This is a genomic window from Streptomyces djakartensis (genome assembly GCF_014651075.1).
Classification (GTDB): Bacteria; Actinomycetota; Actinomycetes; order Streptomycetales; family Streptomycetaceae; genus Streptomyces; species Streptomyces djakartensis.
The window spans coordinates 133,944-155,898 of the sequence record NZ_BMWE01000007.1; the positions used below are offsets into that span (position 1 = coordinate 133,944).

Consider the following 21,955-nt stretch of genomic DNA (forward strand, 5'->3'; position numbering starts at 1 on the left):
GATTCCCGCGCTCATCCGCAGTGGTGGCCGGAATGATTGCCGTGATGTTCCCCCACGGGCTGGTACGCGCTCCCCATTAAGGCCAGTTCACAGCGTCTCCACAAGTGGAGCAGTCGATGGGAATGCCCCGATCCAGGGATTTTGCGCACTGTGACAAAGCGCCCCAGACGCGGTCGTCTCCGATGTGCGCAGAGTGATGAACGCCGTCCGGATCTCCCCTGTCGGCTTCTTCGAACGCACTGGCATGCTCCGGCCCATGGGGAGCTTCTTCGCCGAGTTGGCCCGGCAGGCGTCGGCCAACGCGCGCCGGGAGGTCGAGGCGTACGCGCGCGAGATTCCGGAGTTCGGGTTCCTGGACACGAACTCCCGGGCGCGCGCCGAGACGCTGGAGTACGCGTTATGGCTGCGCCGCCGTACGGTCGAACTGTCCCCCGAAAACGGCGAACTGAGCGACGACGACCTCGGCTACATCGCGGCGATCGGTGAGTTGCGGGCCGCAGCGGGGATGTCGCTCTCCGCGCGGCAGCGGGTCCTGCGACTGCACACCTCACTCATGCTGCGCGAGATCAACGAAGCGACCGAAGCCCAGCGCGGCGCCGGCGTCGACGAACTCATGCGGATGATGGGCTGGTTCGCCCCGCAGGGAGAGCGCGGTATCCGTGCCTACAGCCAGGGATTCGTGACGGCGCTGCGTCACCGTCTGCCGTACGTCGAGCAGGCCGCCCTGCTGGCCGAGTCGTTGCTCAACTCAGACCCCATATCGGCGGAACTCGCCTCGGCACTGGGCATGGAACTGCCCGAGCGCTGCGCGGTGACGGTGATCCGGGTGCCGGACCGCCCCGGCGGCGATCGCGACCTGGAAAGCGAGATCGAGGCGCTGGTGAGAACCCACCACGCGCCCGTCACCTGGTGCCCGGGCAGTGGAAGCAGGAGCGGTGAGCTGATCGCCCTGATCCCCTTGCATCCCCCCACACCCCAGGCGTCTCCGGGGCCCCGCACAGCCGAGACCGTACAGCCGCACTCCGTACCCGACCTCCCGCCCGGCCCCGTATCCGATCTCGTGCGGGACTTCGCCCAGGCCCTCGGCCGCCCCTGCGCCGCCGGCACCGCCACCTCACCGCTGTCCGAGGTTGCCGACGCCCTCGACCTGGCCCGGCGGATCAGCAGGGCGGCACCCCTGCGACGGGCGTCCGCTCGGCTGCGGCCGCACACCGTGTCGGACGTGTTCGTCGAACTCGCCGTCTCGGACGCGCCGTTCATAGACGAATGGCTGCACGCCGTGGGCCGGAGCCTGCAGCCCGGCCCGGACCTCTTTGTCACGCTTGACGCGTACTATCGCCACGACATGCACCGCGGCGCCACGGCGGCAGCCCTCAACGTCCACCCCCGCACCCTGGACTACCGCCTCCGCCGGGTGCGGGAGCTCACCGGCATCGATCCCGGCTCGACGCGCGGCGTGCGCATTCTCAGCTCGGTCGTCACGCGGCACCTGTCGGAAGCGTGGCACTGAACCGGGCGATCACCCAGAGCCGAAACACGTGCCGGGACGGGCAGCCGGAGGGGACGCGGCCCCCGCAGGCGCGTCGGCAGCACCCCCAGTCGTAGCGAAGCGCACCCGCGTGCTCACTGTCTGCTGCTATACCGGTGTGGGCAAGCGGCGTAACAGTGGATGCATCGGGGGAGTGCGTGGCAGAGAACCACTATGCCTTCAGACAGGCAGCCGACAACGGCATGCTGGACGGGCCGCCGGGAACAGGCGAATTCCTGCGACTGGTGCAGTCACTGGTGAAAAGGCCCCGGCGCGGTGAACGGTGGTTGCCGTCCCTCGCGATCGGTGGCCCGGGCGCCCGGGCCGTCCAGGCCGCGCTCAAGAGCCGACTGGGCGAGGCTGCCCGGCCCGTCCCCCATTGCGTGGTGCCGCTGCCGGATGCGGATGACCGTCCCGACGGCAGCGGTGACCACCGCGAAGCCAACGACGACCACTCCGACGGCGGCATCGCCCGGGCCGGTGCGCCGGGCCACAGCCGACCCGATCCCGCCGGCGACGCACGCGAGCCCGGGACCGGCTCCGGTACGGCGCTCCTGCCCGACGGAGCCGCCCGGGCCGATCACGCGGTCGGCCATCAGGACGCCGACGCGCTGCGTGATCTTCTCGCCCAGATCTGCCACGGCCTCGCACCGCAGCGAAGCGGACAGCCGCGTCTGCGGTTCCGGCACTTCTCGCTGGTGAACTGGGCCATGGGGGAGCGGCTTGCGAACGACGGCCGTCACGACAGACATCGCACCGAACTCGCCGGAAGACTGCGCGACTTCCTGCGCGGAACCCGCCCTGCCGCCGACCACGGCGGTATCGGTACCGGCATCGGCGCCCTGCACCCGTTGCTCCAACTGCTGTGGAGCGGGCTGATATTGCTGGTTCCGCCCGCGCTGTTCCGAGTCGTGGCGAGCGGGCGGGTGCCCGGCCTCGGGCGCGGCTACTGGTGGTTCATGCGTCAGCCCTACCTCAGGCCGGAGCTGTCGGGAGACTTCCTCGGCCTGGCCGAGCGGCTGACCGTCGGCTACCGGGCCGAGGAACCCGCCGATCACGTGGCCAAGTTGCTGGTTCACGCCTTTCTCGAGGACCTGCGCCGCGCATTTCGGCGCGGTCCCTGCCGATGGCGCGGATGGCGGCACACGGCCTATCCCGTGGTGGTCGTCCAGGGCACCCGAGCGACCGACGCGGGTCGCACACTGCTCAGACTCGTGGAACAGGTACGCGAGGAGACCGGGCGGCCCGTCCCCGTGCTCCTCGTGCACGTCGACCACCGACACAGCGGTGACCGGGAGCCGTCCGCGCCCGCCGACGCTCTGAACATGAGGGACGTGCCCGCGATCGGCCACACGCAGTGGGCCCCCGTCTCCTACAGCAGTCGTCTGCGCCGGCGACGCTCCGTACCGCCGGCCCGGGTCCGTGCGCAGCGTCGGTTCTGGGTGGACGACTCCACGGAGACGGAACGAGTTCCCGCTTCCGTCGTTGTCACGGCCCCCGTGCCACCATGGTTCAGCCGGCGTGTCGTCATTCTCGCCGCATGCCTGGCGCTGCTCGTTCCCACCGCTGCGTGGTCCGGCTATCAGCTGGGCCTGCCGGGTTGCCCGCACCGGCCCCTCGCCGGTGAGGTGACCGTCAGAGACGTGGGCGGACAGTGCATCGGCATCAGCGACGCACGCGCGCTCACCTTCAACGACGAGCCCGGGCAGGAGCGACTGCACGACATCCAGCAGCGCATCTTCGCTCAGAACCGGGACGCGGAGGACCTCTGGGAGCGCGGCGGCCGTCGCCGCCCGTACGCCACCATCGTGTACCTGGGCACCCTGACCGGCCGTGCCACCCGCCGCGGTGAGGAAGCGTACGCGGCCGAACGCGAGGGACTGGAAGGCATGGCCGTCGCCCAGCACATCGGGCTGCGGGCGCCGGTGAACAACTTCTCCGTTCCGTTGCTGCGCATCGTCATCGCCAACGCCGGCTTCCAGATGAAGCACGCCGACATCGCTGTTGACATGATCGCCGAGCTGGCGCGCCAGGAGTCCGATGCCCCCGTGGTCGGTGTCGTCGGCCCGGTCGAGAGCCGGAGGGCCAGCGCCGCCGCCCTGCGTCAGCTCAACCAGGTCGGTCTGCCCGCCATCGCGCCGGCCCTCTCCGCCGACCACCTCGACAAGAACTCGGCCCTCTACCTCCAGATCGCGCCGCCCAACCGGGATCAGGCCCGTCTCGTGGCCGACTACGCGCGCCGGAAGGGGTGGAAGGGGCTGCATGTCTACGCCACCTACGGGGAGGGGTCCAGCCGCGAGGACGACCTCTACGTCGCCACACTCCTGGAGGACCTTCGGTCAGAGTTCAAGGGCACCCATGACCTCACCTTCCGTGACTGGCACAGCGGGCTGCCCATGGCACGGGAGTGCGGTTACCAGGGCATGCTCTTCTTCGCCGGTCGGTGGTCGGAGTACGGAGACTTCCTGCATGGTCTGGCGAAGGACTGCCGCAACCAGCACTGGCCGCGCCATCTCGTGGCCGATGACTCCGTCAACCGCTTCATGGCCAACCCGACGCTGCGCGAGGCGGCGCCGGACAATCTGACCATGCTGTACGTGTCGAAGTCCGGTCTGGCCACCTGCGAAGCGCTGCGCCGTCGCAGTGGCTCGGACGCGGTGGCCAGCCAGTTCCTGGCCGCTGTGGGAAGGCCCGGCCTGCTCCGCTCCGCCAGGTGTGTCCACGGACCCGGTGCCCAGGAATGGCTGGGGGAGCACGTCGGGCTCGCCTACGACGCCACCATGCTCCTGGCCCAAGCGGTGGAGCAGCTGGCCGGACGTGTCCGTGTATGGCCGCAACGATGGGAGGGACGGATGCTCGACCCGGCAGCCGTCCACACCGAGATCCTCCGGCAGAACCAGGCCGGCGGCTGGCCCGGGGTCACCGGCCACCTCGTCTATCCCCCGGACTCGGGCGAGCCCGTCGGCAAACCGCTGTCGCTCCTGCGCGTCGACCGCATTCCGTCAGTGAAGGAGATGCCGACCGAGGTCTTCAGCTGCGGCCCGTACGGCCGCCACGGCCAACACACCTGTCGCGAACCGCGCGCGTGACCCGACCCGCAAAGAACCCCCGGGTCTCCGACCTGGGGGTTTCGCACGGAGCGGGGAACAGTCCGGCACCCGGCCGGGGCCCGTGTGGAATCTGGTCGAGTGGTCCTCGGCCGCGCTGGCCACGGCCCGCGCGGCACGCCGCCCGGTGGACCGGTCAGGCGGCGTAGCTGAGCACCGCGCGGCGTGCGGGGGACGCGGCGGGGGCCACGGTCGCGTGCACGGTACGGGCGGTGCGAACAGCGGGCGCGGCCTGTGCGCGGTTCCGCGCGAAGACGACGAGGCGCAGCACCGCGAACCGCGCGACACCGGCGAGTGCGGAGGCGGACAGGTAGACGACCTGCTCAAGCACCGCACCGGGCGCCGCCACCAGCTGCTGCAGGACAAGCATCGCCGCGCAGGTCACCGCGTATGCGGCCGCCGCGGACCCGGCCGATTGCGCATGCTGGCGCCAGGTCGCGCGCCCGCCCGCGCCGAAGGTGAAGCGGGCGTGCAACTCGGTGGCGAGGAGCGTGGAGACCACGGTGATCAGGGCGTTGGCCAGAGCCCAGGGCATCCAGGAGGCGAGGGCCGCCACGGCGAAGCCGGCGGTGATCCCCACTCCACCGCCACAGAGCACGAAGCGGGCGAAGGAGGTGCAGGCGGCGGGTGCCGCCTGCACCTGGCTCTGTGCTGTCTCCATGATCCGCCCCTTTGATGGCTCACTCCGCGAAAGCGCGCCCCCTCGCCCTGCGCGGCCGAGGAGTTGCTGATGGCGCCACTATGGCACATGAATGACGCCACATCGAGCCTAAATAGCGCCACGGAGTGGACGCCGGTCGCGAAAGCGCAGGCCAGGGACTCATCACGGCTTGGGCGCGCGTCGCAGGCGTGGTGAGGTCGCGGCATGGGTCAGCGCATCCGCCCGCTCAACGTCGGCTGATACCGACGGCTCAGGGTCCGTCCCCTGTGTCACCGAGTTCCGGCCTGGATTGGCCCAGCCGTGAACCGAGAGGCGGCGGATCACCTTCTCGCGGCATCCGCGTGGCGCCAGCTGGCCACGGTGGCGCCGGGTGGCGTCACCCGGCACCAATACGCGCTCCCGGAAGCGCGTGAGCGTGCATGGCGCCGCAATGACTCGGGGCGCCCTGCCCACGTTCCCGCAGCTCAGGGTGGTCACCCCCAAGTCCGCCTCACATGAGGCACCACTCGGCCTTGCTTGTGGCGCCATTTCGGTGCCATGATGGCGTCATGGATCTCACCCCGTATGTCGAAAACCTCCGCCGCGAACTCGCGGTGGCCGCCGAAGCCGGCGGCGACGAAGCCCGAGAGCTGGCCGAGAGGCTCATCGCGCCCCTGGAGTCGGTGACCCGCCTGACCATGCTCAATGTGCTCTCCGCCGCGATGGACGAGATCACGCGCGAACTCGCCCCCGGCTCGGTCGACGTACGGCTGCGCGGGCTCGAGCCGGACTTCGTGGTGACACCGCCGCCCACCGACGGCGGCGCCCCCGCGGAGCCGGCCGGGTCCGTCGAACCTCTCAGGACCCCACTCCCGGCCGACGGCGACGAGGGCGGCACCGCCCGCGTCAACCTGCGCCTGCCGGCCCACCTCAAGGTCCGCGCCGAGGAGGCCGCGAGCCGCGAGGGCCTGTCGGTCAACGCGTGGCTGGTGCGCGCCGTGTCGGCCGCGGTCGACGGCGGCCCCCGGCCGCGTACGACGGAGAAGACCCAGACGGTCGGACAGAGCTTCACGGGCTGGGTGCGCTAGCCGCGCCCCCATTCAGCGCCACCTCACCCACACCACGTCCCACCAGCAGGGGCGGCTCAAGGACTCAAGAGGACGGGACAGCCATGCCTTCTTTCGACACTCCCGAAACGATCTCGGTCACGGCGCGCGTGGAGGCCGGTTCCCTCCAGCTCACCGCGGGCGACCGCCGCGACACGGTCGTCGATGTGCGGCCCCGCGACCCGAAGAAGGACCTGGACGTACGGGCGGCCGAGCAGACCGAGGTCACCTACGCGGGCGGCGTACTGACGATCAGGACACCCAAGGGCAATCTGCTCGGGCTCGGCCGCACCGGCACGGTCGACGTGACGGTCGAACTGCCCGCGGGCTCGCGTGTCGACATGACCGGCGCCTGGGCCCAGATGCTCGGCGAGGGCCGCCTCGGCGAGGTCAGGGTGAAGACCTCGTCCGGCGACGTCCGTCTCGACACGACGGGTCCGCTCCAGCTGACCGCGTCGCACGGCTCGATCACCGTGGACCGCGTCGAGGGCAGGGCCGAGATCACCACCAGCTCCGGCAGTCTGCGCGTCGGCCTCGTCGACGGCCCCGCCGTCCTGAAGAACTCGCACGGCACCACGACCGTCGACGCCGCGATCGGCGAACTGCGGGTGAGCGGCGCCAACGGTGACATCGAGATCCGGCGCGCCGAGGACTCGGTCACCGCCACCACCGCCCACGGCACCCTGCGGGTGGGTGAAGTGGCCCGCGGAACCGTCCAGTTGGAGACCAACTACGGCGCCATCGACATCGGCGTCCGCGAGGGCACGGCCGCCTGGCTCGACATCAGCTCGAACTCCGGCCAGGTACGCAACACGCTGACCGCGTCCGAGAGCCCTGAGCAGACCGACGACACGGTCAGGGTCCGCGCCCGCACCAAGTACGGCAACATCGACGTCCGCCGCGCCAGGGTCTGAGCACCACATCGTCAACCGGCCCCTTCTCCCACTCACTTACCAGCCTTCGATCGGAGGGCCCATGCCTTCATCTGTCATGCCCACGTCCAGACGGGGTGAGGATTCGCAGTCGTCGGCCGCCGTCTCCACCGTCGGTCTGCGCAAGTCGTACGGCGACAAGACCGTCCTGGACGGCATCGATCTGCATATCCCCGCCGGGTCCGTGTTCGCGCTGCTCGGGCCCAACGGCGCGGGAAAGACCACCGTCGTGAAGATCCTGTCCACGCTCATCACCGCCGACGGCGGACAGGCCCGGGTCGCGGGCCACGACGTCGCCACCTCCCCGGACGGGGTGCGCGCCGCGATCGGTGTCACCGGGCAGTTCTCCGCCGTCGACGGACTGATCACCGGCGAGGAGAACATGCTCCTCATGGCGGACCTGCACCACCTGTCCAGGAGCGAGGGGCGGCAGGTCGCCGCCGAGCTGCTGGAGCGGTTCGACCTCACCGAGGCCGCGAAGAAGCCCGCCTCCACCTACTCCGGCGGGATGAAACGCCGCCTGGACATCGCCATGACCCTGGTCGGCAAGCCGCGGATCATCTTCCTCGACGAGCCGACCACCGGCCTCGACCCGCGCTCCCGCCACAACATGTGGCAGATCATCCGCGAACTCGTCACGGGCGGCGTCACCGTCTTCCTCACCACCCAGTACCTGGAAGAGGCCGACGAGCTCGCCGACCGCATCGCGGTGCTGAACGACGGCAGGATCGCCGCCGAGGGCACCGCCGACGAGCTGAAACGGCTGATCCCCGGAGGGCACGTCCGTCTGCGCTTCACCGACCCGTCCGCGTACCGGAGAGCCGCCTCCGCGCTGCGTGAAGTCACCCTCCCCCACTCTCGGCTGCGCTCGAGCGGGGGGACCCCCATCGACGAGGCGCTGGCGCTGCGGATCCCCAGCGACGGCAGCCAGCGCGAGCTGCGTTCCATCCTCGACTGGCTGGACTCCGCCGGCATCGAGGCCGACGAGCTGACCATGCACACCCCCGACCTCGACGACGTGTTCTTCGCCCTGACCGGCGGCACCGACCAGCCCAAGGAGGCTGTCCGATGAGCACCCACCTGGCGTCCGCCCGCCCGGCCCGGCTCTCCCTCGCCCTGCGCGACTCCGCCACGATGCTGCGCCGCAACCTCCTGCACGCGCGACGCTACCCGTCCCTCACCTTGAACCTGCTGCTCACGCCGATCGTCCTGCTGCTGTTGTTCGTCTACGTCTTCGGCGACGTGATGAGCGCGGGCATCGGCGGTGGCGGCGCCGACCGCTCGGAGTACATCGCCTATCTCGTTCCGGGCATCCTGCTGATGACCATCGGCGGCACCCTGGTCGGCACCGCGGTGTCCGTCTCCATGGACATGACCGAGGGCATCATCGCCCGCTTCCGCACGATGGCGATCCACCGCGGTTCCGTGCTCATCGGACACGTCATCAGCAGCGTGGTGCAGTCGGTCATCAGCGTGACTCTCGTCGGCGCCGTCGGCGTGGCCATCGGCTTCCGGTCCACGGACGCCACGGTCCTGGAGTGGATCGCGGCATTCGGGCTGCTCGCTCTGTTCGCCCTGGCGTTCACCTGGATCGCGGTCGGGATGGGCATGGTCAGCCCCAGCGCCGAGGCAGCCAGCAACAACGCGCTGCCGCTGGTCTTCCTGCCGCTCATCTCCAGCGCCTTCGTCCCGGTCGACGCGATGCCGGGCTGGTTCCAGCCGATCGCCCGGTACCAGCCGTTCACGCCCGCCATCGAGACCTTGCGCGGACTGCTGCTCGGCACCGAGATCGGCGACAACTGGTGGATCACCATCGTCTGGTGCCTGGGCCTGGCGGCGCTCGGCCACCGCTGGTCCAAGGCGGTGTTCAACCGCGACCCGAAGTGACCGCGCGGACCGCCTCCGGCGGTTCGTCCGCTCGGGGCGGCGTAGTGACGCGCCTGCAAGCTGATGACGAAGGCCCGTAGGAGCTGAGGGTCGTCCTCCACCACGAGCACCCGGTCATGCGTCAGTGCCTCTCTTTCAACTCGTCAACTATGGGCCACGAGGTCCTTGAGCGCGATGTCGAGTTGAAGTGCCCTCACGTCTGTTCCCCTTCGGTCGACGGTCCGCCGCGTCTCCCAGGCGGAGGCGACGGGCTCAGCCGCCGACGTGGATACCGGGGCGCCGGTCGGGGTCGGGTTCGTTGCTGCGGATGATCTCGCGGGTGACCGGGGCGGTGTCACCGCGACCGAGGAGGAAGTACCGGATCATGTGCACCAGGGGGCTGCCTTCGGCCCAGGCGAAGTAGCACTGCGGCCGCACGCCGGTGGCGTCGCGCAGGGCGAGAAGGATGGCGGCGATGGCGTTGGGGGCGGCCGGCGCCTCGGCGCGCAGGACGCGGTAGCCGTCGACTTCGACGCCGTGCACGGTGAGCGTATCGCTGAAGTCGGACGGGTCGACCACGTCGATCTCCAGGAAGAGCACGTCAGCAGGACCCGGCACCGGGTTGGTGCCGCGTTGTTCACGTTCCTTGGCGCTGTACTCGGCGAGGTCGCCGGCCTCGCGGCGGTTGGCGATGATGTTGATGGACTCGTCGTGGGCGAGAGTGTCGGCGATGAACCCGCGGGCGTTGTCGTCGAAGACGATGCGGTCGGCGCGCAGTTCGGTGGTGCGCGAGACGCGGGAGATCAGCGACACGATGATGATGCCCATGATGAAGAAGCCGGAGATGGCGATGCCGTCGGGCTTGTCGACGATGTTGGCCACCAGGGCGTAGAGCAGGACCGCGGTGAGCAGGGCGAAGCCGACGGTACTCGCGCGCCGGCGGTTGCGCGCCACGAAGACGGTCACGGCGAAGGAGCCGGAGACCATCATCGCCAGGATCCCGGTGGCGTAGGCACCGGCCTGGGCGTCGACGTCGGCGTCGAAGGCGATGGTGATCAGGATGCAGAGGGCGGTGTACACGATGACGACCGGACGCACCGCGCGTCCCCACTCGGGGGCCATGCCGTAGTCGGGCAGGTAGCGGGGAACGATGTTGATCAGTCCTGCCATGGCGGAAGCGCCGGCGAACCACAGGATGAGGATGGTGCTGATGTCGTAGGCGGTGCCGAACGCCTCACTGACATGCTCGTGGGCCAGCCAGGCCAGAGCCCGGCCGTTGGCCGCACCGCCGGGCTCGAACTCCCCCTCCGGAATGAGGACGGTGGTCACGAAGCTGGCGGACAGCAGGTAGACGCTCATGATCACAGCGGCCGTGGTCAGAAGCCGGCGGGCGTTGCGGATCCGCGAGCGCAGCCGCTGCTCGGCGTCGGCGCCCTCGGCGGCCACGAGCGGCATCATGCTCACACCGGTCTCGAAGCCCGACAGCCCCAGCACCAGCAGCGGGAAGGCCAGCAGCGCCGGGCCGGCGAGGTCACCGAAGCCGCCTCCGCCGTCGACGAGCGCGTCTGTCCAGGCCGACAGCGCACCGTCCGTCGTGAACACATGGACCAGGCCCACACCGATGACCACCGCGTTGAGCGCCAGGAAGACGGCGACCAGCGGGATGGCGACACTGACCGCCTCACTGAACCCGAGCAGGAAAACACCCCCCAGGATCAGCAGCAGTCCTACGGTCAGGGCGACCTCGTGTCCGTGGAGGACGGAGGGGAAGAAGGGGTTCTCCACCACGTGTACGGAGGCGTCCGCCGTGGACAAGGTGATGGTGATGATCCACGAGGTGGCCACGAACCCGAGCAGGACCAGAACGAACAGCTTGCCCCACCAGAAGGGCAGCAGATCCTCCAGCATGGCGACCGAGCCGGCGCCGTGCGGGCTCTCCCTGGCCACCTTCCGGTACATCGGCAGCATCCCCAGCAACGTCAACGCCACGATCAGCAGCGTCGCCAGCGGAGAGACGGCCCCGGCGGCCAGCGCGGCGATCGCCGGCACGTAGGCCAGACTGGAGAAGTAGTCGACCCCGGTCAGGCACATCACCTTCCACCAGGCATGCGGCTCGGCATGGCTCTCCCCGGCTGCCGGCCCGACCGGCTGCACCTGGTGACGCAGCAGCCACCGTGCCGCCTTGCCCGCCGGCGGCGTCCGCAGAGCCGGACTGTCCACCGACTCCGGCATTATCAGCCGGTTGCCACTACTCATGTCCCCCATGCCCTTCCTTGTCCGACCACCGAATCGGTCGCAGCGGCCACCGCACTGACGGCACCGCAACGATCACCGAGTATGCGGTTTCCCTACCCGGCCACCTAGTACCGAGTCATGTGTGAGCCGGCCGACGGTGGGCCTCAGGTGGGGGTGCGAGGAGCGAATCGGCTCCCCCATGGCTCCCAGGTAAGACGTCCTGCTCTGAGGGCTCTCAGGGGGAGGGGCACCAGTGCACCACCGACATCCCCCCGCCATGTGCTGGGACCAGAACGTCAAACATCATCTGGGACCAGACACGTGCACAGGGCTTTGCACTGTCTCGGCGTGCCTGCCGCGTGCTCCTCCAGTCGACCTGTCAGCTTCTGCGCCCGACAGCCTTCGCTTTGCTGCGGGCCCAGCCCGAAACAACCGCGCCGATGGCGACGGCGGCAACGTGGACGGTGACGCTCGCCGCGAATCCGCCCGGCAGCCAGCCGAGCAGGCCGGCGTTGCCGTGGTCGACGAGCTGACGGATAGCTCCCTGCCCCCCAAGGACAACGAGAGCCACACCGAGGATCTGTAGAACGCCGTACTTCACGTGATGCCCTCCGGAGCTCAAGACGTCGCTGCGGTGGCAGAAACACCGCGGAAGGCGGTGGTGAACCACGTGTAGACGGGAGCGAGTGATGGTGATGCAGGCCATCCATTGGTCGTCGCCAGGAGCTGCCAGTAACGCCGGGTTTGCGGGTCGGCGGTCGGCTGCAGGCGGGCGAGGATCCAGCGGCGGAGGTCACCGTCGCCGGCACTCTCGAATGCGTGGCCGTAGAGCCCGCCCAGTAACTCGGCAAGGGGCGAGGTGGTGGCGGAGGCCGGGAGGATGCCGGTGGATACGGCTTCGTCGATTCGTTCACGCATCGCTTGGTTGAGACCATCGTGCAGACCGCTGACGTCCTGTGGGGACGGCTCTTCCGCCTGGTCCTCAGCTATGCGGCGTACTGCGGTACGGAACTCTGCGTTCTGGCAGAGTTCGGTGAGTTCCACCCAGGCCCCGACCTGTTCGGGTGTGGGATCGTCGGGGAGTTCGGGAATTGCGGATCGCATGAGGGCAACGAACTCGGGGTTGGCGTGGAAGCCCTTGAAGGCGTCGTCGATGAAGTCGGCCACCAGCCGGCGTTGTTCGGCCTGGGAGAGCGTGGCGAGTCGATGCATGAGGTCCATCTCCATGGTGGTGGGGCCGCGTCTGGCGACTGCTCGAAGTACTGCCCGGCGCAGGCGGAGCGTCTGGATCTGTACGTCCAGGGCGTCGGCGTGTGCGTCCGCGACTTCCTGTACGGAGGCCTCCCGGTCCAGCACCTTGCGTACGGTCGCCAGGTCGAGCCCGAGATCGCGCAGCGTGCGGGCCAGGTCCAAGCGTGCGACGGCGTCGAGGCCGTAGAGCCGGTAGCCCGCCGGGCTACGGCCGGTAGGCGGGACGATGCCCTTGTCGGAGTAGTACCGAATGGTCTTCACCGTCAGGCCGGTCCGGCGGGATAGTTCTCCGATGGAATAGAGCATGTCGCTGTCCATGCCCCCAGCTTGCTGTCTCCCCTCACAGGAGACTCAACCGTGGGCCAGAAACTCGCTGTGAGGGCTGTCGGCGAGAAGGGCGTCCCCTTCCGGCGTACCTCCTTCGGTCGGAAGCGGCGCCGTGTCCGCGCGGTCGTCGGTCTCCCGGACGGCTTCCGCTTCTACGACCTCCGCAACACCGGGCGCCCCCTCTCGACCCGCTCCGGTACCACCCTCAGGACGGAGGTGCGTGCCGGGCAGTCCTCCGAGGAGGTCGCGCTGATCCACTAGCACACCGACGAGAGCGGCAACGGGGAGTGGCCGCCGGGCTCGACGACCTCGTGCGCGCCGAGCGTGCGAAGTCCCACAAGGACGACCCCGCGCATCAGAGTGACGAGGCTGCCGAGGGCTGATGGTGCGGTTACGGTGCACGACCGGCCCACCGGGGTGGACAACAAAGAACCCCTGGGCCGCTGACCTGGGGGTTTGGCATGGAGCGGGTGACGAGAACCCAACTCGCGCTCTCAGCTTGGGAAGCGACGACGCTTGCACGGCCGCATGGCTGCTGACCTGTGCTGATGCGTCGCTCAGGCGCCGTCGTGCGGGCCCGATCGCGCTGCTGTTGACCGTGGTTGTCCGCTCTTACGGGCACGCCTGGGGCACGCCGTCGAGTTCTGCGGTATCGCCGGGCGGCTGACCGCTCACACATGGGGGCGTGCCTGGATCCGGGAGCGCTTCGGGGATGCCGTTCAGTGCGCACTTGGGCGAGAGTCGCGCCCGTGCCGCGGCCGATTGCCCAGTACCTGACGCGGATGCGGTAGGCGCCGAAAGGACCTCACCGAGCAGGCGGAGGCGGGCCGTGGCGACCGCTTGTCCGCACCGCGCTGTGACGTTCGAGTATGCAGGTGCGCTGGATACTGCGGGCCAGTTCTGTGACCGCTGTGCCTGAGGCCATGACGTTGTGAACTGGGGGATGAGGGTGCGACGGCGACGGCATGCTGGTCTTCCACCCGGTCGTTGCCAAGGCGACGCCTCCGTACAGCAACGCGAAGGCCAGCGCCCGCCTGGTCAGCCGCTCCGGTGCGTTCGGCACCGCGAAGGCGCTCACGTCGGGCGGCCGGGAGCTCCAGGTCGACGCCCGCCCGAGTTCCCAGTTCACGGTGATCTGCTGCAGGAGACCTTCCCGTACACGATCAAGGCTGTCACCGGCCCCTGACCGGCATCAACTGCCCCGCCGCGCTCCGTTCGGCGGCTCCCACTCATCGCTCTCATTGCTCCGTGAAGGAGATACATGCGCAAGCGCGCTGCCCTTGCCGTACTCACCGCCGTCGCCGGACTGGCAGGCTTCGCCGTCCCTGGTGCCTACGCGGACGACAACGTGGGCGACATCCAGGTCGACAGCGTCGTCGTCAACGGCGGTAAGAACATCGTGGTCGACACGACCGACAAGACGGTCACGGTCTCGGTGACCGCCACCGACCCGTCGGGCATCTGGGACGCGGACTTCCACCTGTGGCGGGGCCCGGACGGCACCGACCCCTACTTCAGCGCCGACAGCTTCGTCGAGCCCAACGAGAACAACACCCCGGCGGACTGCGTCGCCTCCAGCAGTACGACGTCGACCTGCTCGAAGACCTTCACCTTCGAACCGGACTGGTGGCTCACGAACGCCGACGCCGGCACCTGGAAGGTCGAAGTCCAGGTGTCGGCCAACGACGGCAGCTACACCGATCGGTGGGCCTACACCACGACCCGCCTCCAGCGGTACTCCAAGCTGACCGCCAACGCGAGTCCTGAGCCGATCGCCAAGGGCAAGACGCTCACCATCACCGGCAAGCTCACCCGCGCCAACTGGGACACGCTCGATTACCGGGGCTACGCCAACCAGCCGGTCAAGCTCCAGTTCCGCAAGGCCGGTACCGCGACCTACACCACCATCAAGACCGTGTACACCTCCAGCACCGGCAGCCTGACGACCACAATCCCCGTGTCCGAAGACGGCTACTGGCGCTGGAACTTCGCAGGCACATCCACCACCCCGGCCGTCAAGGCCACCGGCGACTTCGTGGACGTGCAATGACCCGACCGCCGCTCCCGACGGCTCACGCTCGCACGGCGACCACATAAAAGTGCCCTCGCTCCCTTGCAAGGGAGCGAGGGCACTCTCAGTTGTTGCCCTGTCCCTTACTGGCCCGCGATGCACGACGTCGTCTCCCACCAGGTCAGCCTCATCGCCGTACAGGCCGGAGCCCCCTGCAAGTCGCCGCCAAGGACCCCGACGCCCGCGACGCCGCCCGCACCATCCGCAACCTGAGCGTGAACACCCTCGACGAACTCCGCCCATGGTCACCCTGCTGCGCGCCTCCGGCGGCGGCAAGGAAACCGAACTCGCGCCCCAGCCCACCCTCGCCGACCTCCAGCAGCTGATCGCCAACAGCGGCACCTGGGCCACCCTGACCAGCAGGCTCCCGCCCGGCATCAGCACCACCGCCCAACGCGCCGTCCACCGCACGGTCCAGGAAGCCGTCACGAACGTACGCAAGCACGCCCCCGGCGCCCGCGCCGAGGTACGCCTGTGGCACGACGCGCAGCACTTCGGCGTCACCGTCACCAACACCGCCCCCACCCGCCAGTCCGTCGCCCTGCCCAGCGCCCGGCACGGCCTGATCGGCCTGAGAGAACGCGCCGAACCGCTCGACGGCACCCTCACCGCCGAACCCACCCCACAGGGCGGATACACGATCGAACTACCGGCCCTCACCTGGCCCGCCCGAGCACAACCCGCCCGACGCAGATCGGCCCTGCTTCGCGGAACGCGACCTCAACCCCGTTGGGAAGCGACGGCGCTTGCACGGCCGGATGGTTGCTGACCTGCGCTGATTCATTGGGCCGGCATCGTTGCACGGGTCTGATCACACCGCTGTTGACCGTGGCTGTCCGCTCTTACAGGCACGCTGTGGGCACGGCGCGCGAAGACCGGTGGGCCGAGCGCATGCACGGACGGGCGCTGTGTTGGGCGGGCTCTGTCGGACATCCATTTGATGAAGCCCGTTTTGCCTTGCAAAGCCGATGGGCGCGGCATCCTCGGAAACGGCCGACGCTCGCCATTGGTTCGTTTGCCCGCGTCGGGGCCGGTGGCTTGGCTCTGTGGAGGAGGAAACGTGGGCTGACGGCGCACTGTTCTTTCGTACTGCCCCAGCCCTACATGGTTGTTCGGTATGCCCGGAGAAAGGTCCGCACTCCCTCGACGATGAGTGGCCGGACGCGGGTGTCCTCCGCGGCATTCGCGGATCCGAGCCTGTCCAGCGCGACGCCGAAGGTCAGCGCGATGAACTGGTCGGCCGCGAGTCGGGCGTCGGGGACGTCGAGCAGCCCGGCCGCGGCGAAGGCGGCGAACCGCTCGGCAAGTGCCTCGTCGGGGGTGTCGGCCATGGAGTTGTAGCCCCGGTGCGGCAGGTGGCCGGATTCCGCCCGGACCAGTCGTTGCAGCGTTGCGTACTCCGCTGAGCCGAGCATGTCGGTCGCGATGCACATCGCGAACGTGACCAGGGCGTCCTCGAGGGCGGCGGCCTCGGTGAGGTCGGTGAGAGTGTCGTCGAGAGTGCGCCGGATCGTGGTGATCAGTGACTGGCCGACGGCGTCGACGACTGCTTGCAGCAGCGTCTGCTTGTCGCCGAAGTAGTCGTAGACCGTCCGCTTGGACACCTCGGCCCGGGCGGCGACCGCGTCGACGCTGGTCCGGTCGAAACCGTCGGCGAGGAACAGCTCCCGGGCCGCGGAGAGGATGGCGGCCCGCTTCCGCGTGGACCCCTCGCGCAGTGTCTTCGTGGTCGGCATGGGCATATCCTAACTGTCTACACTGCACGGTGTAGTGTAATGTCTTGCTCATGGCGCGTGCCGCACTCGTACACCCGCTCCGCCCGGCGGAGCCGCGCATGCGCCCCTCGAGTACCGCTGCCCCCGGTTCACCCCGCCGGACGCCTCGGACCTGTCCGCAAGCACCATGCACACTGCGCCCGGCGTGAATGGCCGCTGTTTCCGCGCCGGGCCCGGCGAGGCGTCAGCGCTACGCGTACGGCCGACCCTCACTCGCCCGGCAATGACGGAAAGGACGTCCATGACCGCAACTCTGGCTCCCCCGGTCCGCATCGGAAAGGCCGCTGTCGGCGCCCTCGGCATGCTGGCAGTCGCCACCGGTGCCTTGGAGTCGGTGGTGACGCCGACGCTCCCGCTCCTGCAACGCGAACTGGACATGAGTCCAGCCGAAGGGGCGTTACTGAGCGTCGTGCTGCTCATCACCGGCGCGCTCGTCACACCGATCGCCGGCAAGTTAGGCGACCGCTACGGCGGAAAACGAGTCCTGATCCGGCTGATGGCGGTGGTCTCGGCCGGTGGCCTGGTGTCCGCCCTGGCGCCGAACCTGCCCGTGCTGCTGCTCGGCCAGGTACTGCAGGGGGCGATGGTGGGCGCGCTGCCCCTGTCGTTCATCCTGGTGCGCAAAAACCTCCCCGCGGAAGAGTCGAAGGTTGCCATCGGGGTGGTCAGCGGGCTGTTCGTGGGCGGCGGCATGGCGGGAACGCTGTCGGCCGGGCCCGTGGCGGAAGGGCTGTCCCGACACTGGATGTTCGCCCTGCCGACGATCGCGGTCATCGGGTCCACCATGCTGGTGAACAGGCTGATGCCGCATGACCCGCCGGGCCGGTCGGACGACGCCGGGGTCGACTGGCCCGGCCTGCTTCTCCTGAGCGGGACGCTGGTCACGCTCCTCCTCGTGCTCGCGCTCGCGCCCGACATCGGCTCGCAGCCACTCGTACTCGGCGCCCTCGTCGTGGTTCTGGCGGCCCTTGTGACCGGATGGACAGCCGTTGAGCGTCGTGCGGCCTCGCCGATGGTCGATCCGCGCATGCTGGCACGGCCTGCGATATGGAAGTCGTCCGTGCTGACGTTCGTGATCTGTGTCGGTACCTCGATGGCGGTCTATCTCGTCCCGCAACTGTTCGATGTGCCCGCCGACGAGTACGGCTTCGGGGCCAGCGCCACCCAGGTGGGCTTCTACCTGCTGCCCGGCGCCGTGGCCGCGTCGCTGGCCGGGCCGATGGGCGGGATCGGGGCGCGGCGTTTCGGCTCGCGTGCCGTAGTCACCGCCGGGATCGTCCTCATGGCCGCCGCCCTGATCGCCCTGGCAGCCGTGCACACCGAGGTCTGGCACCTCGTCATCGGCAAGATGATGATCTCGCTTGCCAACGGCCTGTGTGTGACGGCGCTGGTGACCACCACCGCCACGTCCGTCGATCAGAGTGACACCGGCATCGCCACCAGCCTGGTCCTGGTGACTCGCGTGCTCGGCTACGCCGTGGGTGCGCAGATCGGTGGCGCGCTCCTCACCGCCGGGACCCCTTCCGGGTCGGATGTCCCGGCCGAATCGGCCTTCGTCACCGGCTTCGTCATAGCCGGCGCCGTCACGGCGCTGTCCCTGCTTGTCGCTCGGGCCCTGAGCAAAGGAGTCAAGGAATGACCCGCACTGGTCTGTTGAGGGATACCCGTACCACTCCGAGGCGCAAGGTCCTGATATCCGGGGCCGGCGTCGCGGGGTCCGCCCTCGCGTTCTGGCTGAACCGCTACGGATACGCCGTCACAGTGGTCGAGAAGGCGGGCACGCTTCGTGACGGTGGTTACCCCATCGACGTGCGCGGCACCGCACTCGAGGTCGTCCGGAGGATGGGACTCCTGCCGCGCCTGCGGGACGCGCACATCGACCTGCGCCGGCTGACCTTCCTCGACGGGGACGGCAGCGAGGTCGCTTCGGTCACCCCGCACATCATCACCGGCGGTGTCGCGGGACGGGACCTGGAGGTGCGGCGCGGGGATCTGACCGGCGCTCTCCACGCGGCGGTCCGTGACGACGTGGAGTTCTTGTTCAACGACTCCATCGACACCCTGGACCAGTCCGGCCACGGGGTCGACGTCACCTTCCGCGGGGGCAGCAGGCGTACGTTCGACATGGTGTTCGGTGCGGACGGTCTGCACTCACGTACCCGCGAGTTCCTGTTCGGCCCCGAAGAGCAGTTCCACAGGTACCTCGGTTACTGCTTCGCCGTGTTCACCCTGCGCAACACCTTCGGGCTCTCGCACGAGGCCGTGATGTGGAACACCCCGGGTAGGGCCGCTGCGCTCTACGCCGTGGGCGACGACGACGAAGTGCACGCCTTCCTGACCTTCGCCCACCCGAAGCCGCCGTTCGCCGTGTTCCGGAACCCGGAAGCCCAACGGGACCAGGTCGCCGCGGTCTTCGCCGACGCGGGATGGGAGGTCCCGGGCATGGTCGCCGCCATGCACGACGCGGACGACCTGTTCTTCGACGGGGTCGGCCAGATCCGCATGCCCCGCTGGTCCAGCGGCAGGGTCGCGCTGGTGGGCGACGCCGCGTACGCTCCTTCGTTCCTTACCGGACAGGGCACCAGCCTCGCGCTCGTCGGCGCGTACATGCTCGCCGGCTCCCTGGCCGACCGGGAACACGCCGCGGGCTTCGCCGCCTACGAACACAACACCCGTGAGTTTGTGACCGTGAACCAGGAGCAGGTCGGCGAGGGAGACGCCACACTCTTCCCCACCACCGCCCGGGCCCTGAAGCAGCGCAACGACATGCTGCTCAAACTCAGCACCATGCCCTCCACGGAGGGACGACCGGCCCATTCGGCCCTCACCCTGCCCGAATTCATGCCCATGACGTGAGCCCGGGACGCGCGCCGATGACGGGCGTCACGAGCGGTCGGGGCCGGAGGTCCGGACCCGGCGCTGGTGACGGTGGGTGCGGTGATCGCGGAACGCTACTGCTTCAGGCCGCGAGTCGGCGACCGGCCGATTCCTTCTTCCCGTACCAGTGACGACGATGGTCTCTGCGCTGGCCCGCGCTCGCAGTACCCGGCAGAGCCCGGGCGCCGTGGGTGCGCACGGCGACGCCCACTGGTCTGGGCAACAAACAACCCCCAGGTCTCTGACCTGGGGGCTTTTCGTGGAGCGGGTGACGAGAATCGAACTCGCGCTCTCAGCTTGGGAAGCTTGGGTCCTCCACGCTCGATAGGCGCGCTGACCTGCTGCGCAGCGACGTCACGACGTGTGGACGTACTCGGTGAGCGACCGCTGTTCCCCGTGGCTCCCCGCGCTATCTGGCACGGTGCTTACCGTGGCCCTGGCGGCTTGGGGACATCCTTGTCCATCAGCGCGTTGGTGAACTCAACCGCGAACCGGTGTGTCTCGGGTGACACGTCGGCGGGCTCGCTGGCGTACCGGCGGAAGGTGTCCGGGTCTCTCTCAGCCTCGTTCAACCAGCGGGCCAGGCGGTGAAGCTCTCCTTCGTTGAGCCTGGTGGCGGCCTGATGAACCCACGTCTCATCTGGCCCGGTGTACGTCCCCAGAGCCATAACGGCCAGCTCCACCACGTCCGGCGCGAAGACGGACCGGCAAAGATCACGGGTACCAGGAGAGACCGGCATACGCCGAGGATGTGGTGTCCAGGGTGGCAGGGCAATGGAGAGTCGTCGCCGACTTCGCACCCCTGACGCTGGCGGGACTGTACACGTGACCTCTTTGTCTCGAAGCAACTCGGAATACTCACTGTCCTTGAGCTGGTGGTCCTTTACCTGCGCTGATGGTCCGCAGACGTCCACGCTTGTGCGCGGCTGTGTGTCGTCTGGCTTTATCCACGAGATCGGGCAGCAGTTGTTCAGCACTTCGGACAGCACTCAGCCCTGTCGCCGTTCGATTATGTGGTCAGGGGAGCGTGCATCAGTCGCGAATTCCCGCCGCGTGCAGTCTGCTGCGTACGTCGTCCCAATCCGGGGCGATCGTCTCGGTTCGACGGAGGCCAACGCTGCGGTTCTTGAAGCCGCTGGAGGTGGAGATACAGACCACCGGGCCGTCAAGGTCTACGACGGTGCGTAGTCCCGCGAGTCCGGCGGCGCTGGAGAGTTCGGTCCACAGGCCGGCTCGGGCGAGCTCTTGGTTAGCGGTCTCGAGTTGTGCGTCGCTGAGTTCGAGGACCTGGCCGCCGCTGTCCTGGATGGTGACCACGCCGCGGTAGCCACTGACCGGGGAGACGATGGAGTATGCCTCGGTCAGCCCCACTGTGACGTGAGCCGCTGGTGCCCCGTGCCGCATGGCCTCGGCTAGCGGCGCAGCCGCGGTCGGCTGGCACGCGTACATCCGCGGCAGCCGCTCGGTCAGGCCGATGCGCCGAAGTTCGGTGAATCCCTTCCAGATGCCGAAGAGGAGTTCGCCGTACGCCGTGGGGACGAACACGGCTGCGGGGACGCCGAGGTCCTGGTGGATCTCGTAGGCGATGGTCTTGTACCCCTCGGGACCGAAGGCGTGGCCGGTGTGGGTGGTGGTGAGGCTGCTGACCGGATGCAGGCCCGTGCGGTCGACGATCCGGCGCATCAGCGGCCACCTCGCTTCCCAGGGCACGGGCAGAACCACCGCCTCGTAGGCGTTCAGGAAAGAATCGACGGCAGGCGGCAGTTCGGGGCCCGTGATGACCACGCAGCGCAGGCCGGCGCGGGCAGCGTAGGCTGCCGCAGAGGCCCCGTGGTTGCCGGACGACGCCACGACAATTCCCGGGGCTCCGGAGGCGACGGCGGCGCTGACGGTACACCGGTTCATCCGGTCCTTGTGGCTCCAGGTGGGGTTACGAGACTCATCCTTGATGAAGACGCCGGTTTCCACCTCGATCAGTGGTGTGCCGCCTTCGCCCAGCCCCGGTGCGGCGAGCGGCGGCAGCAGCGGCGCCCAGTGATCCAGGCTGCTGCCCCGCCCCGTGGCAGTGGCGAACAGGACCGGGTCAACCTGGTCGTAGGCGTAATCGACCTCGACTGGATAGGAGATTTCGTCGGTGCTGGTGCGCGGGCATCCGCTGGTCATCGGTGGCCACAACGGGTAGCTGAGCGTGGGGTCGCCCAGCGAGCGCTGAAGAGTTGCCAAAGACTGTGCTGGCGTCA

Annotated in this window: 16 protein-coding genes and 3 pseudogenes; 11 read left to right on the top strand and 8 right to left on the bottom strand. The window is 69.0% G+C overall.

Going from position 1 to position 21,955, the window contains the following annotated elements; translation table 11 throughout:
- Positions 1-256 precede the first annotated feature (256 nt).
- Positions 257-1,510: a PucR family transcriptional regulator gene (locus IE212_RS13970; protein ID WP_190198129.1), complete on the top strand. Its 1,254-nt coding sequence runs from the start codon at positions 257-259 to the stop codon at positions 1,508-1,510.
- 176 nt (positions 1,511-1,686) lie between these two features.
- Positions 1,687-4,617 carry a type 1 periplasmic-binding domain-containing protein gene (locus IE212_RS13975; RefSeq protein ID WP_229864291.1) on the top strand — a complete coding sequence of 977 codons (2,931 nt, stop codon included), beginning with the start codon at positions 1,687-1,689 and terminating at the stop codon, positions 4,615-4,617.
- A 154-nt stretch (positions 4,618-4,771) separates the two neighbouring features.
- Here IE212_RS13975 and IE212_RS13980 read toward each other — a convergent pair whose 3' ends face one another.
- Positions 4,772-5,296 (bottom strand): GtrA domain-containing protein, encoded by a 525-nt coding sequence (locus IE212_RS13980; RefSeq protein ID WP_190198130.1) that lies wholly within the window; start codon positions 5,294-5,296, stop codon positions 4,772-4,774.
- 548 nt (positions 5,297-5,844) lie between these two features.
- Here IE212_RS13980 and IE212_RS13985 point away from each other — a divergent pair.
- The 4 genes from IE212_RS13985 (at position 5,845) to IE212_RS14000 (ending at position 9,200) form a co-directional block, all read left to right on the top strand.
- Complete coding sequence (locus IE212_RS13985; protein ID WP_190198131.1) at positions 5,845-6,363, top strand: hypothetical protein; 519 nt, start codon at positions 5,845-5,847, stop codon at positions 6,361-6,363.
- 83 nt (positions 6,364-6,446) lie between these two features.
- On the top strand, positions 6,447-7,295 hold the full coding sequence (locus IE212_RS13990) for a DUF4097 family beta strand repeat-containing protein (protein ID WP_190198132.1): 849 nt from the start codon (positions 6,447-6,449) through the stop codon (positions 7,293-7,295).
- Positions 7,296-7,371: 76 nt separating this feature from the next.
- Positions 7,372-8,385, top strand: coding sequence for an ATP-binding cassette domain-containing protein (locus IE212_RS13995; protein ID WP_373301387.1), 1,014 nt, complete (start codon positions 7,372-7,374; stop codon positions 8,383-8,385).
- Positions 8,382-9,200, top strand: a complete 819-nt coding sequence (locus tag IE212_RS14000; RefSeq protein ID WP_190198134.1) for an ABC transporter permease — start codon at positions 8,382-8,384, stop codon at positions 9,198-9,200. The genes IE212_RS13995 and IE212_RS14000 overlap by 4 nt, the downstream gene beginning before the upstream one ends.
- A gap of 17 nt (positions 9,201-9,217) precedes the next feature.
- On the opposite strand, the pseudogene IE212_RS34925 reads toward IE212_RS14000, so the two are convergent.
- From IE212_RS34925 to IE212_RS14015, 4 genes and pseudogenes are all read right to left on the bottom strand, one after another.
- Positions 9,218-9,325 (bottom strand): annotated as a pseudogene (locus tag IE212_RS34925) (DNA-binding response regulator); the annotation flags it as partial.
- Positions 9,326-9,452: 127 nt separating this feature from the next.
- Positions 9,453-11,435 (bottom strand): APC family permease, encoded by a 1,983-nt coding sequence (locus IE212_RS14005; protein WP_190198135.1) that lies wholly within the window; start codon positions 11,433-11,435, stop codon positions 9,453-9,455.
- Positions 11,436-11,793: 358 nt separating this feature from the next.
- Positions 11,794-12,015 (bottom strand): hypothetical protein, encoded by a 222-nt coding sequence (locus IE212_RS14010; protein ID WP_190198136.1) that lies wholly within the window; start codon positions 12,013-12,015, stop codon positions 11,794-11,796.
- Positions 12,016-12,032: 17 nt separating this feature from the next.
- On the bottom strand, positions 12,033-12,983 hold the full coding sequence (locus IE212_RS14015; RefSeq protein WP_190198137.1) for a helix-turn-helix domain-containing protein: 951 nt from the start codon (positions 12,981-12,983) through the stop codon (positions 12,033-12,035).
- 66 nt (positions 12,984-13,049) lie between these two features.
- Here IE212_RS14015 and IE212_RS35770 point away from each other — a divergent pair.
- The 3 genes and pseudogenes from IE212_RS35770 to IE212_RS14030 all read left to right on the top strand — a co-directional run.
- Positions 13,050-13,375: pseudogene (locus IE212_RS35770) on the top strand (tyrosine-type recombinase/integrase); the annotation flags it as partial.
- Between the two features lie 878 nt (positions 13,376-14,253).
- A complete protein-coding gene (locus IE212_RS14025) occupies positions 14,254-15,042 on the top strand; it encodes a calcium-binding protein (protein ID WP_190198138.1) in 789 nt (262 codons plus the stop codon).
- A gap of 117 nt (positions 15,043-15,159) precedes the next feature.
- Positions 15,160-15,832 (top strand): annotated as a pseudogene (locus tag IE212_RS14030) (sensor histidine kinase); the annotation flags it as partial.
- Positions 15,833-16,163: 331 nt separating this feature from the next.
- On the opposite strand, the gene IE212_RS14035 reads toward IE212_RS14030, so the two are convergent.
- A complete protein-coding gene (locus IE212_RS14035) occupies positions 16,164-16,799 on the bottom strand; it encodes a TetR/AcrR family transcriptional regulator (RefSeq protein WP_190198139.1) in 636 nt (211 codons plus the stop codon).
- Positions 16,800-17,079: 280 nt separating this feature from the next.
- Between IE212_RS14035 and IE212_RS14040 the strand changes: the two genes are divergently transcribed.
- Together IE212_RS14040 and IE212_RS14045 are read left to right on the top strand one after the other, a co-directional pair.
- Positions 17,080-18,477, top strand: a complete 1,398-nt coding sequence (locus IE212_RS14040) for an MFS transporter (protein ID WP_190198140.1) — start codon at positions 17,080-17,082, stop codon at positions 18,475-18,477.
- A complete protein-coding gene (locus IE212_RS14045) occupies positions 18,474-19,694 on the top strand; it encodes an FAD-dependent monooxygenase (protein ID WP_190198141.1) in 1,221 nt (406 codons plus the stop codon). Before IE212_RS14040 ends, IE212_RS14045 begins: the two co-directional genes overlap by 4 nt.
- A gap of 446 nt (positions 19,695-20,140) precedes the next feature.
- On the opposite strand, the gene IE212_RS14050 is transcribed toward IE212_RS14045, so the two are convergent.
- Complete coding sequence (locus tag IE212_RS14050; protein ID WP_190198348.1) at positions 20,141-20,455, bottom strand: hypothetical protein; 315 nt, start codon at positions 20,453-20,455, stop codon at positions 20,141-20,143.
- Positions 20,456-20,747: 292 nt separating this feature from the next.
- Complete coding sequence (locus IE212_RS14055) at positions 20,748-21,878, bottom strand: threonine synthase (RefSeq protein WP_308430208.1); 1,131 nt, start codon at positions 21,876-21,878, stop codon at positions 20,748-20,750.
- Between the last annotated feature and the right edge of the window lie 77 nt (positions 21,879-21,955).

What these genes read in the sequence shown, in the direction of transcription:
- IE212_RS14035 (WP_190198139.1), bottom strand. Translation starts at nt 16,799, where the DNA reads ATGCCGACCACGAAGACACTGCGCGAGGGGTCCACGCGGAAGCGGGCC.
- IE212_RS13980 (WP_190198130.1), bottom strand. Translation starts at nt 5,296, where the DNA reads ATGGAGACAGCACAGAGCCAGGTGCAGGCGGCACCCGCCGCCTGCACC.
- IE212_RS13970 (WP_190198129.1), top strand. Translation starts at nt 257, where the DNA reads ATGGGGAGCTTCTTCGCCGAGTTGGCCCGGCAGGCGTCGGCCAACGCG.
- IE212_RS13995 (WP_373301387.1), top strand. Translation starts at nt 7,372, where the DNA reads ATGCCCACGTCCAGACGGGGTGAGGATTCGCAGTCGTCGGCCGCCGTC.
- IE212_RS14045 (WP_190198141.1), top strand. Translation starts at nt 18,474, where the DNA reads ATGACCCGCACTGGTCTGTTGAGGGATACCCGTACCACTCCGAGGCGC.
- IE212_RS13985 (WP_190198131.1), top strand. Translation starts at nt 5,845, where the DNA reads ATGGATCTCACCCCGTATGTCGAAAACCTCCGCCGCGAACTCGCGGTG.
- IE212_RS14015 (WP_190198137.1), bottom strand. Translation starts at nt 12,983, where the DNA reads ATGGACAGCGACATGCTCTATTCCATCGGAGAACTATCCCGCCGGACC.
- IE212_RS14025 (WP_190198138.1), top strand. Translation starts at nt 14,254, where the DNA reads ATGCGCAAGCGCGCTGCCCTTGCCGTACTCACCGCCGTCGCCGGACTG.
- IE212_RS14050 (WP_190198348.1), bottom strand. Translation starts at nt 20,455, where the DNA reads ATGCCGGTCTCTCCTGGTACCCGTGATCTTTGCCGGTCCGTCTTCGCG.
- IE212_RS14005 (WP_190198135.1), bottom strand. Translation starts at nt 11,435, where the DNA reads ATGAGTAGTGGCAACCGGCTGATAATGCCGGAGTCGGTGGACAGTCCG.
- IE212_RS14000 (WP_190198134.1), top strand. Translation starts at nt 8,382, where the DNA reads ATGAGCACCCACCTGGCGTCCGCCCGCCCGGCCCGGCTCTCCCTCGCC.
- IE212_RS13990 (WP_190198132.1), top strand. Translation starts at nt 6,447, where the DNA reads ATGCCTTCTTTCGACACTCCCGAAACGATCTCGGTCACGGCGCGCGTG.
- IE212_RS14055 (WP_308430208.1), bottom strand. Translation starts at nt 21,878, where the DNA reads ATGACCAGCGGATGCCCGCGCACCAGCACCGACGAAATCTCCTATCCA.
- IE212_RS14040 (WP_190198140.1), top strand. Translation starts at nt 17,080, where the DNA reads ATGACCGCAACTCTGGCTCCCCCGGTCCGCATCGGAAAGGCCGCTGTC.